Source organism: Alistipes muris (assembly GCF_943193205.1).
Classification (GTDB): domain Bacteria; phylum Bacteroidota; class Bacteroidia; order Bacteroidales; family Rikenellaceae; genus Alistipes; species Alistipes muris.
Genome location: NZ_CALPDD010000002.1, coordinates 92,842 through 106,378, shown reverse-complemented (window position 1 = coordinate 106,378; position 13,537 = coordinate 92,842). Strand labels below are relative to the sequence as shown.

Genomic DNA, 13,537 nt, shown 5'->3' with positions numbered 1-13,537 from the left:
ATGTCGTATTTTTACGACGATGAAGGATATTTTCACCTTTCGCGATGCGGAGAAGCAGGCGGGGCCCGTTGCGTTCACCACGATGCTCAAGCCTGCGGGTTCGGCCTGCAACCTCGATTGCCGCTATTGTTATTATCTCGACAAGGTGGTGCAGTACGGCGGCCGCCAGGCCGTCATGAGCGACGAACTGCTGGAACTCTATGTCCGCCAGTACATCCAGGCCAACGAAGTGCCGACCGTGCAGTTTTGCTGGCATGGCGGGGAGCCGCTGTTGCTGGGGCTCGATTTCTACCGCAGGGCGGTTGCTTTGCAGCGGCGGTATGCCGACGGCAAGCATATCGAAAACACGTTGCAGACCAACGGGGTGCTGATCGACGAGGCATGGGCCGAATTTTTTGCGGCCAACGCTTTTCTGGTGGGCGTTTCGCTCGACGGGCCCGAAGAGATTCACGATGCGTTCCGCACGACCAAGGGCGGTGCGCCGACGTTCGGGCAGGTGATGCGGGCCGTCGGGCTGCTGCGCGACTTCGGGGTGGAATACAATACGTTGAGCGTCGTGAACCGGATGTGCGAGGGGCGCGGCGCCGAAATATACCGTTTTTTTCGCGATACGGTCGGCAGCCGTTACATGCAGTTCCTGCCTGCTGTGGAGCATGTCGTCGACCGTCCCGGGATGTGCCGCCCGGCAATCGTTTCGCCGGAGCACGAGGGGGCGCGGCTGGCCGAATGGTCCGTCACGGCGAAAGGCTACGGCGATTTTCTGTGCGACGTTTTCGACCGGTGGGTGGTGAGCGACGTGGGGCAATGTTACGTGCAGCTGTTCGAGGCCACGCTGGCGCAGTGGTGCGGCGTTCCGCCGGGCGTCTGTTCGATGGGCGAGACCTGCGGCGACGCGCTGGTGGTCGAACACAACGGCGACGTCTATTCCTGCGACCACTTCGTCTACCCCGAATATCGGTTGGGCAATATCCGCGACACGCCGCTTTCCGAAATCTATCGGTCCCGGAAGCGCCGCGACTTCGGGCTGGCCAAGCGCAACGCGCTGCCCGCCGAGTGCCTGCGCTGCAACTATTATTTCGCATGTCGCGGCGAGTGTCCCAAGCATCGGTTCGAGACCGGAGCGGACGGCTGCCGCAAGAATTCGTTGTGCGAGGGGCTGTTGCAATACTTTCGCCACGCCGAGCCTTATATGGATTACATGCGCGGACTGCTCGGCCGGAACCAACCTCCGGCGTGGGTCATGCCTTTCGCCCGGCAGCGGATGGGGTTGGTCCGGCCATGATTCGCAGGCAGGTCATCGGTTGATCCGCGATTTACCCGACAAAACAAAGGCGTCCAATTTTGTTGGACGCCTTGTTCTTGAAAAATGGGGGTGGAAGAGGGGGCTCGAACTGCGCAGCAGTCGCGGGGCGGCCATTGAAATGGAAATCTTTTCGCCCCGCAACCCCTATCCGTGAGAGGTGCTTCGGAAAAAAGAACGGCTTCCGCAGGAAGCGTTTTTGTCGGGATGCGACAAGGAAGTCCGGACTTGGCTTGACCGCATCCCGACATAGCAAAGGCGTCCAACAAAATTGGACGCCTTGTTCTTGAAAAATGGGGTGGAAGAAGGGGCTCGAACCCTCGACCTTCGGAACCACAATCCGACGCTCTAACCGACTGAGCTACATCCACCATCTCTACGGCGCGATGCCGTATCGGGATGCAAATGTAATACGTTTTTTCGCTTTCGCCAAATAAAAGCGCCGAAAAATCGTCGGTCGCCGCCCGTGGGTGACAAAATGGCAGTCCGGGCTGTAGCTTTGTCACGTCGCGCCTGCCAAAAAGGGGTTGGCACACCGATTGATGGATAGGGAGTTGCCTGTGCACGTACAAGACATCTAAAAACCAAATAAACAGCAAAGATTATGAACGTAAAACCTTTATCGGACCGCGTGCTGATTCTGCCGAATCCCGCGGAGGAGAAAACGGCCGGGGGCCTCATCATTCCCGACACGGCCAAGGAAAAACCCCTTGCAGGCAAGGTCATCGCCGTCGGCCCCGGTACTTCGGAGGTCAAAATGGAGGTCAAGGCGGGCGATCAGGTCCTCTACGGCAAGTATGCCGGGCAGGAGATTCAGATCGACGGCACCGATTACCTCATCATGAAGCAGAACGATATTTTGGCAATCATCTAATCTTAAAGAGCTATGGCAAAGGAAATCAAATATAACGTCGAGGCGCGCGAGCTCCTCAAGGAGGGTGTCGACGCTTTGTCGAACGCCGTGAAGGTCACGCTCGGTCCCAAGGGCCGCAACGTCATCATCGACAAGAAGTTCGGGGCTCCGCAGGTCACCAAGGACGGTGTCAGCGTCGCCAAGGAGGTCGAGTTGGAGGACCCGTTCGCCAACATGGGCGCCCAGATGGTCAAGGAGGTCGCCTCGAAGACCAACGACGACGCCGGCGACGGTACCACCACCGCTACCGTTCTCGCCCAGGCCATCATCGGCGTCGGGCTGAAGAACGTCACCGCGGGTGCCAACCCCATGGACCTCAAACGCGGTATCGACAAGGCCGTGGCCGCTGTCGTCGAGTCGCTGCGCAAGCAGAGCCAGGAGGTGGGTTCCGACTTCGCCAAAATCGAGCAGGTCGCTACCATTTCGGCCAACAACGACGAGAACATCGGCAAGCTCATCGCCGAGGCCATGTCCAAGGTCAACAAGGAGGGTGTCATCACCGTCGAGGAGGCCAAGGGTACCGAGACCCACGTCGAGGTGGTCGAGGGTATGCAGTTCGACCGCGGGTATGTTTCGGCTTACTTCATCACCGACCCCGAGAAGATGGAGGCCCAGCTCGAAAAGCCCTATATCCTCATCACCGACAAGAAGATTTCGACCATGAAGGAGCTCATGGGCGTGTTGGAGCCCGTGGCTCAGAGCGGACGTTCGCTGTTGATCGTCGCTGAGGACGTCGACGGCGAGGCTCTCTCTGCTTTGGTTGTCAATAAGTTGCGAGGTACTTTGAAAATCGCTGCCTGCAAGGCTCCCGGTTTCGGTGATCGTCGCAAGGAGATGTTGGAGGACCTCGCCGTGCTGACGGGTGCCACCGTCATTTCGACCGACAAGGGGATGAAAATCGAGGATGCGACGCTCGAAATGCTCGGCACGGCCGATAAGGTGACGCTCAACAAGGAGAACACCACCGTTGTCGACGGAGCTGGCAAGAAGGAGGAAATCGCTGCCCGTGTGGCTCAGATTCGCGCTTCCATCGAGAAGTCCACTTCCGACTACGACAAGGAGAAGCTGCAGGAGCGTCTGGCCAAGTTGGCTGGCGGTGTGGCCGTGCTCTACGTCGGTGCCGCTACCGAGGTCGAGATGAAGGAGAAGAAAGACCGCGTCGACGATGCGCTGGCCGCTACGCGTGCCGCCGTCGAAGAAGGTATCGTTCCGGGCGGCGGCGTGGCTTACATCCGCGCTACGGCCGCTCTGGAGGGTATGAAGGGTGCCAACGACGACCAGACGACGGGTATTCAGATCGTCAAGCGTGCCATCGAGGAGCCCCTGCGTCAAATCGTTGCCAACGCTGGCGGCGAGGGTTCGGTCGTGGTCAACAAGGTCCGCGAGGGCAAGGATGCGTTCGGCTACAACGCCCGCGACGACAAGTACGAGGACATGCTCAAGGCCGGTATCATCGACCCCACCAAGGTGTCGCGCGTGGCTTTGGAGAACGCCGCGTCCATCGCGTCGATGTTCCTGACGACCGAGTGCGTGCTGGCCGAGAAGAAGTCCGAGCAGCCCGCCATGCCCCCGATGCCCGCAGGCGGTATGGGCGGCATGATGTAGGAGCCGTCGGTTCATAGGCGGATATTTCCGCATTTTTCCCCGAGCGGGACGGAGCGTGCGTATTTGCTACGGCGCATCCGTCTCGCTCTTTTTTGTTCGGCAAGCTCCGTTTTGCGTTCGCTTTTGTTACCTTTGCGGCGGAATTTTGGGCCAATCATGAAAAAAGGAATTCTTTACGCCGTGTTGGCGTCGGTGCTGTGGGCGGTTGTCAATCCGTTTATCAAGCAGGGGCTGAGCTACGGGTTCACGCCGATGAATTTTGCCGGACTGCGGTTCGTCACCGTCGGTATCATTCTCTTCGCCTATACGTGGCATAGCGGCATGGGGCGCGAAATCGTGCGGAACTGCAGGCTTTTCGGCAACCTGATTCTCATCAACATGTTCTTGGGCTATACGGCTTTCTACTTCGGGGTCGACTTCGTCAGCGGAGCCATCGGTTCCATCGTCATGGGGCTCACCCCGCTTGTCAACGTGCTGCTCGCCCACCTTGTGGCCAGCAACGACCGTCTCAACCGCTGCAAGGCGGTCAGTCTGCTGGTCAGCCTTGCGGGGCTGCTGCTCATTGTCGGGACGGGGAGCGACGGGGCGCCGCTCGGCTGGCGCGGCATCGGAGGTATCGTGCTGCTGCTGGCTTCCATTCTGTTCCAAGGTTATTCGGCGATTTCGGTTTCGGAGGAGAAAAGGCGCGTCGACCCGATTTTTCTGAATGCCGTGCAGATGTTTTTCGGCGGTCTGCTGATTTACGGCGTGGGCGTCGTTGCGGAGGGTTTCCAGCCGTTCTGGGCGAAGCCTGCGGGATTCTATCTTTGTCTCGGGGTGCTGGTCTTCATCTCGGTCTTCGCGTTCAGTTTCTGGTTCATGGCTTTGCGCAGCGAGGGTGCGAAGGTCAGCGACATCAATATGTGCCGTCTGATTAATCCCGTGTTGGGCGCCGTGTTGAGCTGGGCCATGCTGCCCGGCGAATATCCCCATTTCAGTACGGTGGCGGGGATGTTCGTGATTGTCGGTTCGCTGGTCATCTATTTCAAGGGCGAGACGCTTATGGGGCGGTGGCGACGGCCATAGAAAGACTCCCCGAAGATGTCGGCCTTTATGGAAAATCCCGGTTTGCAGCGTTTGCAGACCGGGATTCGTGCGTTTATTCGCGCGGACATGTCATTTCTCCGCTGTGCCGGGATTCTTCCGGCATCCATTCGACGATGCCGTCGAGCGGGTGTGCCGCCAGCCATTCTTCCAGCTGCGGCCATGTCCGCACGCCGTCGCGCAGGACGGCCATGTAGTAGGCGATGCCCGGAATCTTCCGTTCGTCGGGCGTGTCGTATTTCAGCCGCAGGATGGCTGTGCGGGTCTCGTCGGTCAGCGCGGCCGTTATCCGGTCGGCCATGCGCTCGAACCAGCCGTCCCACGGCGAGCCTGCCTGCATGTGGATCATGTCGATTTGCCACAGCTGCCGTTCGTCGTCTTCGTACCACGCGTGCCATTCCAGGCATCGGTCCGGCGCGTCGAGCAGGTTGGCGAATTCGATGCGGCGGATGCGCGGGTTTTCGGCCAGCCGGGCCATGGCGGCGAAGCTCTCCGAAAGGCGCAGTTGGGGCGAATAGATGTGGTAGTCGATGTCGCGGTGGCGCACCAGCAGTCCCATGCGCAGCGACCCTACGAGCCGCGGTTCGGCGCCTGCGGAGCGCCAGATTTCTTCTATTTGCAGTTCGCCGACGATGGCTTGCGCGCGCTGCCGGTTCGCAGCCGCGAGTTGGAGGACAGGGTCCATATGAAGTAAGGTTATTTTCCCAGCAGAATCCGGGCCTGCGCCAGCGCGGCGTCGGTCACGGTGTTGCCCGACAGCATCTTGGCGATTTCGGCGATGCGTTCGTCGTCCGTCAGCCGGGCGATGGCGGTGCGGCCGTCGTGCTTCGAGACCACGAAGTGGGCCGCGCCTTTCGAGGCCACCTGCGGCAGGTGGGTGATGTCGATGACCTGCATCGTCGCCGAGAGCTGCGCGATGATGTCGCCCATCGCGTCGGCTATGCGGCCCGAGACGCCCGTGTCGATTTCGTCGAAAATGATGGTCGGCAGCTGCATCCGGCTGGCCAGCAGGGCTTTGATGGCCAGCATGACGCGCGAGAGTTCGCCGCCCGAAGCGATTTTTTCGATGGGCCGCGGCGCCGCGCTGCGGTTGGCCGTAAAGAGGAATTCCACCGCATCGGCACCCGTGCGGCCGGGTTCGGTCGGGGTCAGACGCGCCTCGAACTGCGTTTCGGGCATCCCCAGCCGGGCCAGCGTCGCGCAGACCGATTCGGCGAAAGCCGGAGCGGCCTTGGCGCGTCCCTTGCGGAGCCGTTCGGCCAGCGTGCCGACCTTGGCTTGGGCTTGCTGAAGCGTCGTTTCCGCCGCTTCGAGGGCTTCGCTGCCGTGGTCGAGGGCCGCCAGCTGCGCCGTGCAGCGGTCGCGCAAAGCAATCAGTTCCGATTCGTCGGCCGCGCGGTGTTTCTGTTGCAGGGCCAGCAGGGTGTCCAGCCGGGCCGAGAGTTTGGCCAGCCGGGCCGGGTCGGCGTCGATGCGTTCGCTGTCGGCCGCCGCCGAGCTGCCGATGTCCTTGAGTTCTTCGATGACCGAGCGGATGCGGGCTGCGTATTCGCCCGCCGCGGGATAGTGTTCGCCGATGTGCGCCAGCTCGGTCTCTGCCGTCTTGAGCTGCGAGAGCACCCCCGTTTCGTCGGTGTCTAAGGCGTTGCGCAGCCCCGCCAGCGCTTCGCCGATGCGGTCGGCGTTCTCCAGCACGGCCAGCTCCTCCTCCGTTTCTGCCTGTTCGCCTGCGCGGAGGTCGGCGGCCGTCAGTTCTTCGGTCTGAAAGCGCAGCCATTCTTCGTTGCGGCGCCCTTCTTCGGCGGCTTCGCGCAGGGCGGCGAGCTGCCGTTTCAGCTCCGTCATCTTCGCGTATTCGGCGCGGTATTGTTCGAGCAGTCCGCCGTTTCCGGCCACGGTGTCGAGGGCCGAAATCCGGAAATCCTCGGACGAAAGAATCAGATTCTGGTGCTGCGAATGGATGTCGATGAGCCGTGTGCCCAGTTCGCGCAGCTGCGTCAGCTGCACGGGCAGGTCGTTGACGAACGAACGGCTTTTGCCCGCCGGGGTCAGTATGCGCGTGAGGATGGTCTGCGGCGCGTAGTCGAGGTCGTTTTCCTCGAAAAAGGGTTCCAGCCCGAGCCCGTCGAGGTCGAAAGTGCCCTCTACCACGCAGTTGCGCGTCGTATCCTTGACGGCCGAAAGGTCGCTGCGGGCGCCCAGCAGCAGCCCCAACGCACCCAGCAGGATGGATTTTCCGGCGCCCGTCTCGCCCGTGATGATGTTCAGCCGGGCGTCGGGCTCCAGAACGAGCGTGTCGATCAGCGCGTAGTTTTCGACCGTGAGACGGCGTAGCATTTTCGGAAAGTGAAAGGTGAAAAGTGAAAGGTGAAAAGCGGGCGGCTGTTATCTTGATTGAAAATCGGGGTCGTTTCCGCAAGGGGCCGGAAAATCCGGTCAGTTCTTGGTCAGCAGCGATTCGATTCGGCCGGCGATGCGTGCGGCGACTTCCGTCTTGCTCAGCAGTGGCAGTTCTTCGCGGCCGCGGCGGTCGATGAAGGTCACTTTGTTGGTGTCGCCGCCGAATCCCGCACCGGGGTCGCGCAGCGAGTTGAGCACCACGAAATCGAAATTTTTCTTGGTCAGCTTGGCTTCGGCGTTGTCCGCTTCGTGGTCGGTTTCGAGCGCAAAGCCTACCAATACGCGGCGGCCTTTCTGCGTACCCAGGTGGGCTGCGATGTCGCGCGTGCGGCGCAGGGCGAGGGTCAGTTCGCCGTCGTTTTTCTTGATTTTCGTCGTCGCGACTTCGGCAGGCGTGTAGTCCGCCACCGCGGCGCACATGACGGCTCCGTCGGCATCGGCGAACGCTTCGACCGTCGCGCGGAACATCTCGTCGGCCGACAGCACATCGCGCCGCTTTACTCCCGCAGGGGTCGGCAACGAGGTCCGGCCGCTCACCAGCACCACTTCGGCGCCGCGGCGGGCCAGTTCTCCGGCGATGGCGTAGCCCATCTTCCCGGTCGAGTGGTTTGAGATGAAGCGCACCGGGTCGATGGCTTCGATGGTCGCACCTGCCGTCACGACGAACCGTTTGCCCCGCAGCGGGCTGTCGGTCCGTGCGGCGAAAAGCGCGTTGAGCGAGGCGGCGATTTCTTCCGGTTCGGCCATGCGGCCCTTGCCCGTCAGTCCGCTCGCCAGCTCGCCCTCGCCCGGCTCCACGATTTTCACTCCCCGTGCGGCCAGTTCGCGCAGGTTCTCCTGCGTGGCCGGGTGGGCATACATGTCGAGGTCCATGGCCGGGGCGACCGCCACCGGACAGCGGGCCGAAAGGTAGGTCGTCAGCAGCAGGTTGTCCGCCACGCCCGTGCGCATCTTGGCCAACGTGTTGGCCGTGGCTGGGGCTATCACGTAGCAGTCGGCCCATTCGCCGAGCGAGACGTGCGAGTTCCACGCGCCGTTTTCGGGGTCGAAGAACTCCACCAGAATCGGGTTCTTCGACAGCGTGGCCATCGTCAGCGGCGTGATGAACTGCTTGGCCAGCGGGGTCATCACCACACGCACCTCGGCGCCTGCCGTTTTGAGCAGCCGGCAGAGCGCGGCAGCCTTGTAGGCCGCGATGCTCCCCGTGACGCCCAGCAGGATGCGCCGTCCCTCCAGCGCTCGGTACGCTACTTGCCCGGACTGCATGGTCGGTCGGGGGTTACGCCTCCGTTTCGGGTTTGTTTTCCTTGTAGAAAAGTTCGTCGTCGAGGAACTCTTCCGTGGCGATGATGACCGGTTTGGGCAGCCGTTCGTAGTAGCGCGAGATTTCGATCTGCTCGCGGTTCTCGAAGGTCTCCTCCATCGTGTCCGTCGGCGACGAGAAATCGGCCAGCTTGCGGTTGAGCTCGGTCTTCAGCTCGGTCGAAATCTGGTTGGCGCGGCGGGCGATGATGTTGACTGTTTCGTAGATGTTGCCCGTCTCCTTGTCCAGGTCGACCAGTTTGCGCGTGACGGTGTTGTTGGGAATGTTCTTCTTGATTTCCATCTTATATGTTGTTGTCTTTGTTGTTGCTGTCCAGGTAGTCGCGGGCGTGCTTGGCCATGCGCTCCGCCTCCTTCATGCGGTCCGATTCGGGGTAGGCTTCCTTGAACGACAGGAAACTGTCGATCATGGCCAGGTAGCGGTCGGTCTGCTTCGAGGCGATGGAGTTGCTGGCGAAACGGTAGCTCGCGTCGACGATCAGAAACATGATTTCCTCGCGGTGTTTCGAGTCGGGATACTCCTTCAGCGCGTTTTTCAGCGCCGTGATGGCCGATTTGTAGCGGCCTATCTTATAATAGGTGTAGGCGTTCAGATAGGCTTTTTCTTCGAGCCGTCCCGTGAGTTCCTTGTGGATGTTCAGAAAGTTGTCGACCTGTTCGCTCTCCGGATAGCGCGACACGAATTCGTTGATGGCCATCAGCGTCTGCCCGGTCATCGTCTGGTCGCGCGTGGGACCCGGCGAAAGGTAGTAGAAGCACATGGCGTACATCCCCTCGGCATCTTCGATGAAGCCGCTGCGGCCGAATTTGCGGCGGAAGTCGTCCAGCAGCTGTGCCGCGGCTTCGTAGTCGCGGTTCTTGTACTTGCAGCGGGCGTTGAAGAACGAAATCGAATCTTCGCGCGGCGTGCCGATGTAGTAGTGCTGCGCACCCTCGAAAAGGGTCGAGGCCCGCTGCCATTTCTCTTTGCCGTAGTATTCCAGCGCCATGGCGTAGATCCGGTCGGGCTGGCCGCTTTTCAGTACGGCGTTCATGCCGCCGCATCCGCTGAGCGAGACCGCGATGGCCGCGGCGCAGAGGGCATGTAGGAGGGTTTGCTTCATCGCATGAATCTTTTACGGCGCTTTATCGCGCAAAGTTACGTATAAATTAACGAAAAGCAAAAAATAATCGGCGTCTGTTGTTCGGGCCGTTTCTTGCTTCTCGGGGTCTTTCCCGCCGCTTCCGCGGCGTATTCAGGTCTGACCCCACCCCGAACCCCTCCCGAGGGAGGGGCTTGTTCCGGCCGTCTTCCCGTTCGTTCCGGCAGGGCGTTTTTTTCCGGGCGACACGGGGCCGACCGTATCGTTATCCTAACGAAAAGCAAAAAATATTATTGCCGTGCGGACGGGCGGAATTGCGGGGCGGTCAGAGCAGGGGCGAGAGCAGCCGCAGCAGGTTGCCCGCAGTCCGGCGCAGCGGGGAGAGGCGCCATGTGCGGCCGTCGATTCTCGTGCAGTTCCGGCGGTCGGCGTCGAAGGTCGCGGCCATGTTCCGGGCCACTTCGCGGTCGCGAATCAGCACCGTCACTTCCATGTTGGCCGTCAGACTGCGGTAGTCCATGTTGGCCGTCCCTATCGAGACCGTTTCGTCGTCGACTATCAGTACCTTGGCGTGGAGAAATCCGTTTTCGTAGCGGTACACCTCCGCTCCGGCGTTGAGCAGGTCGTCGACGTAGGTGTCCGAAATCAGGTCGGTCAGGTGCGAATCGCTGCTCGTCGGAATCATGATTTCGACCCTCACGCCGCTGCGGGCCGCCATCCGCAGGGCGTCGAGCAGCAGCGTCGGCGGCAGGAAGTAGGGCGAGCAGATGCGCACCCGGCGGCGGGCCCGGGCAATCAGCAGGGCGAACGCTTCGGCTATCGTGTGGCGCGAGGGGCCTTCTTCGGACCACGCCAGTTGGAGGGAGGTGCGTTCCCGGACGGTGTGCGGGGTGATGTAGTCCGCCGGGTCGAGCCGTTCGCCCCGCGCCGCGGCCCAGTCCGCAAGGAAGAGCCGTTGCAGGTCGGCCACGATGTCGCCCTCGACCCGCAAGTGTTCGTCGCGCCATTTGCCGCTGTCGTCGCCGTCCAAGTAATATTTGGCTATGTTGATGCCGCCTATGTAGGCTACCTTGCCGTCCGTGACTACTATTTTGCGATGGTTGCGTCGCGTGGTGCCCGGCCGGAACCACGGGAACCGCAGCGGGGCGTAAGCGGCCGTGCGGATGCCCGCTTCGTGCATCCGGCGCAGCATCCTGCGGCTCAGCCGCCATGAGCCCACCGCATCGTAGATGACCCGCACTTCCACTCCGGCGCGCGATTTGCGGATGAGGATTTCGGCTATCGTGCGGCCTATGCGGTCGTCGCGGAAGATGTAGTATTCCATGTGGATGGTGCGGGTGGCGTGTTGCAGCGAGGCTATCAGCGCCGAGAAGGCGTTGTTGCCGTTGTGGAGCGGTTCGACCCGGTTGCAGAGCGTGGGGCGGGTGCCGCAGCCGTGGAACACCAGTTTGCCTACCGGGTCGGCGGGCGGGTCGGAGCGTCGGGGCACAGGTGTGCGGCGCTGGTACCCGGCCAGCAGATAGAGCAGCGTCCCCGCCACCGGGAGCAGCAGGATGATGGCCGCCCACGCGGCTGCCGACGAGGGTATGCGGTGCTGGCGCGTCACCAACGGCAGCGCGCAGCAGCTCCACAGCAGATGGATCGCCAGCAGGACAGACATATTCCGCCGCCCGGGCATAGTTCGTGCCATGCGTATCCGAAAAATATTTGGAAATTCGGATTTTACTCGTTACCTTTGTCTTATTGAGCAAAAGGGGTTCTGGCCTTCCGGGTCAGGATTCTTGTTTTTTGCGTTTTTCGCAGTCGGTCCCTCGGGGTCGGTTGTTGGTGTAAACGATTAATTTTAAGTTATATATATCATGGCAAAAGAGATTATTTATCTGACGGCGGAGGGTTACAGAAAGCTGAAGGAGGAACTCGACCATATGCGTTCCGTCGAGCGTCCGGCCATTTCGGCGGCCATCGCCGAGGCGCGCGACAAAGGCGACCTTTCGGAGAATGCGGAGTACGATGCGGCGCGCGAGGCGCAGGGTCTGCTGGAGATGCGGATCGCCAAGATGGAGGACACGCTCTCCAACGCGCGTATCATCGACGAGACCAAGATCGACAAAAGCAAGGTGCAGATTCTCAGTAAGGTCACCCTGCTGAACCACAACACCCAGAAGCAGATGGTCTATACCATCGTCGCCGAGCACGAGGCCAACCTGCGCGAGGGCAAGCTCGCCATCGGCACCCCCATCGCCAAGGCGCTGCTCGGCCACAAGAAGGGCGATTGCGTCGAGGTCGAGGTCCCCGCCGGAACCATCCGGTTCGAGATTCTCGACATCAATATCTGACCGTTGCGGCCGCGTGCCGCCCGGATTTTTCCTGGCAGGACCGCCCGCACGGTCCTGCTTTTTTTGCGCTGTTCCGGTGTCGTTTCCAAGTTCCGGAATCGGGGTATTTCTTCCCGTAAAACAGGTATCCGCCCGTTTGTCGGAAGCGCCTATTTTTGCATCGGATTTCAATAGCCGAATCATGCGTAATTTTTTGTGGACTGCCGCCCTTGCCGCCGTCGATTACCTTTCGACGCGCGAGGATGCCGATCCCGGGCGGATAGGCATTGTCGGCATCTGCGGCTGGGGCGGTTTCGCCCTCAATGCCGCCGCCATCGACACCCGCATCCGGGCGACCGTTGCTTCAACGATGTACGATATGAGCCGGGTCACCGCCAACGGGTATTTCGACACGATGGATTCCGAGGCTCGTTACCGGTTGCGCAGGGAGCTCAGCGCCCAGCGCACGGCCGACGCCCGCAGCGGTTCCTGCGCCCGGGCCGGAGGGGTCGCCGACCCTTTGCCCGAGGATGCGCCGCAGTTCGTCCGGGATTACCACGCCTATTACAAGACCCCGCGCGGTTATCATGAGCGTTCGCTCAATTCCAACGACGGTTGGAACAAGACTTCGGCCTTGTCGTTCGTCAACATGCCGATTCTGGCTTACAGCGACGAAATCCGCAGCGCCGTGCTGCTGATTCACGGCGAAAAGGCCCATTCGCGCTATTTCAGCGAAGATGCGTTCAAAAGGCTGATGGGCAGCAACAAGGAGCTGATGATTGTTCCCGGTGCCAGTCATACCGACCTTTACGACAATTCGGCCGTCATCCCGTTCGACAGGATGGAGTCGTTTTTCCGCGAAAATCTGCAATAGTGTGCCATGAATTTCAATATGTTCTTTATCGTCATGTTCTCTTCTTTCACGCTGACGACCGCGGCCGTGTGGAAGCCGGGACGGCGGTTCGGCGGCCGCGAATCCGCCGCGGCGCTCCGAGGTTGGGTCGAAAGGCTGGAGCTCGACTGAGCCGGGAAGTTCCCTCCCTTTTTACAGGTATTTTGCAGGGCCGCCGTTGCGCGGCCTTTTTTTATTATTACCTTTGCCCCCGATAAGTTTCGCCCCGGCAAACTCCGGTCTCGTCCGGTGTTGCTCCCGGCGCGGTTACCTTGGCACTCCGAATGACGATGCGTACCTTGCTGAAAAAATGCTATGCCTGCCTGCTGCTGTCGGTTATGGTGGCGGCCCATGCAGGTCAGAAGGTGCATATCTATACCGAGGACCACGCCCATTTCCCCGCATTCGCCGGCGACCTGGTGCCCGATAACGGGGCTGCGGCGCGTGTGGCCGACCTTTGTACGGTCGACGATTTCTGCTTCTTCCCCGCCGTGGAGCAGACGGCCTATTTCTTCACGGCCGGTTTCGCGCTGCTGGCCGTTCTGAGGCCCGGGGTGACGCGCTGCCGTTGCTGTCTGCCTTTCGGAGCGTCGCTGCTCCGTGCTCCGCCCGCCGTGCGCTGAC

13 protein-coding genes, 1 tRNA gene and 1 pseudogene are annotated in these 13,537 nt (G+C 61.2%); 8 read left to right on the top strand and 7 right to left on the bottom strand.

Annotated features, from left to right (window positions below; genetic code table 11):
* Positions 1–19 precede the first annotated feature (19 nt).
* Positions 20–1,282 (top strand): anaerobic sulfatase maturase, encoded by a 1,263-nt coding sequence (locus NFR47_RS01935; RefSeq protein WP_251213898.1) that lies wholly within the window; start codon positions 20–22, stop codon positions 1,280–1,282.
* Positions 1,283–1,594: 312 nt separating this feature from the next.
* Here NFR47_RS01935 and NFR47_RS01930 read toward each other — a convergent pair.
* A tRNA-His gene (locus NFR47_RS01930) sits at positions 1,595–1,671 on the bottom strand.
* 233 nt (positions 1,672–1,904) lie between these two features.
* Between NFR47_RS01930 and NFR47_RS01925 the strand changes: the two genes are divergently transcribed.
* From NFR47_RS01925 to NFR47_RS01915, 3 genes are all read left to right on the top strand, one after another.
* Positions 1,905–2,174 (top strand): co-chaperone GroES, encoded by a 270-nt coding sequence (locus NFR47_RS01925; RefSeq protein ID WP_251213897.1) that lies wholly within the window; start codon positions 1,905–1,907, stop codon positions 2,172–2,174.
* Positions 2,175–2,186: 12 nt separating this feature from the next.
* Positions 2,187–3,818 carry a chaperonin GroEL gene (gene groL / locus NFR47_RS01920; protein WP_251213896.1) on the top strand — a complete coding sequence of 544 codons (1,632 nt, stop codon included), beginning with the start codon at positions 2,187–2,189 and terminating at the stop codon, positions 3,816–3,818.
* 156 nt (positions 3,819–3,974) lie between these two features.
* Positions 3,975–4,883: a DMT family transporter gene (locus NFR47_RS01915; protein ID WP_251213895.1), complete on the top strand. Its 909-nt coding sequence runs from the start codon at positions 3,975–3,977 to the stop codon at positions 4,881–4,883.
* A 73-nt stretch (positions 4,884–4,956) separates the two neighbouring features.
* Here the strand turns inward: NFR47_RS01915 and NFR47_RS01910 are convergent, their stop codons facing one another.
* From NFR47_RS01910 to cls, 6 genes are all read right to left on the bottom strand, one after another.
* The gene (locus tag NFR47_RS01910; protein WP_251213894.1) at positions 4,957–5,586 is read right to left on the bottom strand and encodes a phosphoglycerate mutase family protein; all 630 of its coding nucleotides are present in this window, start codon (positions 5,584–5,586) and stop codon (positions 4,957–4,959) included.
* Between the two features lie 11 nt (positions 5,587–5,597).
* Positions 5,598–7,238: a DNA repair protein RecN gene (gene recN, locus NFR47_RS01905; RefSeq protein ID WP_251213893.1), complete on the bottom strand. Its 1,641-nt coding sequence runs from the start codon at positions 7,236–7,238 to the stop codon at positions 5,598–5,600.
* Between the two features lie 99 nt (positions 7,239–7,337).
* Positions 7,338–8,567, bottom strand: a complete 1,230-nt coding sequence (gene coaBC / locus NFR47_RS01900; RefSeq protein ID WP_251213892.1) for a bifunctional phosphopantothenoylcysteine decarboxylase/phosphopantothenate--cysteine ligase CoaBC — start codon at positions 8,565–8,567, stop codon at positions 7,338–7,340.
* Between the two features lie 13 nt (positions 8,568–8,580).
* A complete protein-coding gene (locus tag NFR47_RS01895; protein WP_251213891.1) occupies positions 8,581–8,907 on the bottom strand; it encodes a DNA-directed RNA polymerase subunit omega in 327 nt (108 codons plus the stop codon).
* Between the two features lies 1 nt (position 8,908).
* Positions 8,909–9,727 carry an outer membrane protein assembly factor BamD gene (locus NFR47_RS01890; RefSeq protein WP_251213890.1) on the bottom strand — a complete coding sequence of 273 codons (819 nt, stop codon included), beginning with the start codon at positions 9,725–9,727 and terminating at the stop codon, positions 8,909–8,911.
* Between the two features lie 304 nt (positions 9,728–10,031).
* Positions 10,032–11,396 carry a cardiolipin synthase gene (gene cls, locus NFR47_RS01885; RefSeq protein ID WP_251213889.1) on the bottom strand — a complete coding sequence of 455 codons (1,365 nt, stop codon included), beginning with the start codon at positions 11,394–11,396 and terminating at the stop codon, positions 10,032–10,034.
* Positions 11,397–11,565: 169 nt separating this feature from the next.
* Here cls and greA point away from each other — a divergent pair, with 169 nt between their 5' ends.
* From greA to NFR47_RS01865, 4 genes and pseudogenes are all read left to right on the top strand, one after another.
* Complete coding sequence (gene greA / locus NFR47_RS01880) at positions 11,566–12,042, top strand: transcription elongation factor GreA (protein ID WP_251213888.1); 477 nt, start codon at positions 11,566–11,568, stop codon at positions 12,040–12,042.
* Between the two features lie 211 nt (positions 12,043–12,253).
* Positions 12,254–12,895 (top strand): annotated as a pseudogene (locus NFR47_RS01875) (alpha/beta hydrolase); the annotation flags it as partial.
* Positions 12,896–12,901: 6 nt separating this feature from the next.
* The gene (locus tag NFR47_RS01870; protein ID WP_251213887.1) at positions 12,902–13,045 is read left to right on the top strand and encodes a hypothetical protein; all 144 of its coding nucleotides are present in this window, start codon (positions 12,902–12,904) and stop codon (positions 13,043–13,045) included.
* Between the two features lie 152 nt (positions 13,046–13,197).
* Positions 13,198–13,536 carry a hypothetical protein gene (locus NFR47_RS01865; RefSeq protein WP_251213886.1) on the top strand — a complete coding sequence of 113 codons (339 nt, stop codon included), beginning with the start codon at positions 13,198–13,200 and terminating at the stop codon, positions 13,534–13,536.
* The last annotated feature ends 1 nt before the right edge of the window (position 13,537 follow it).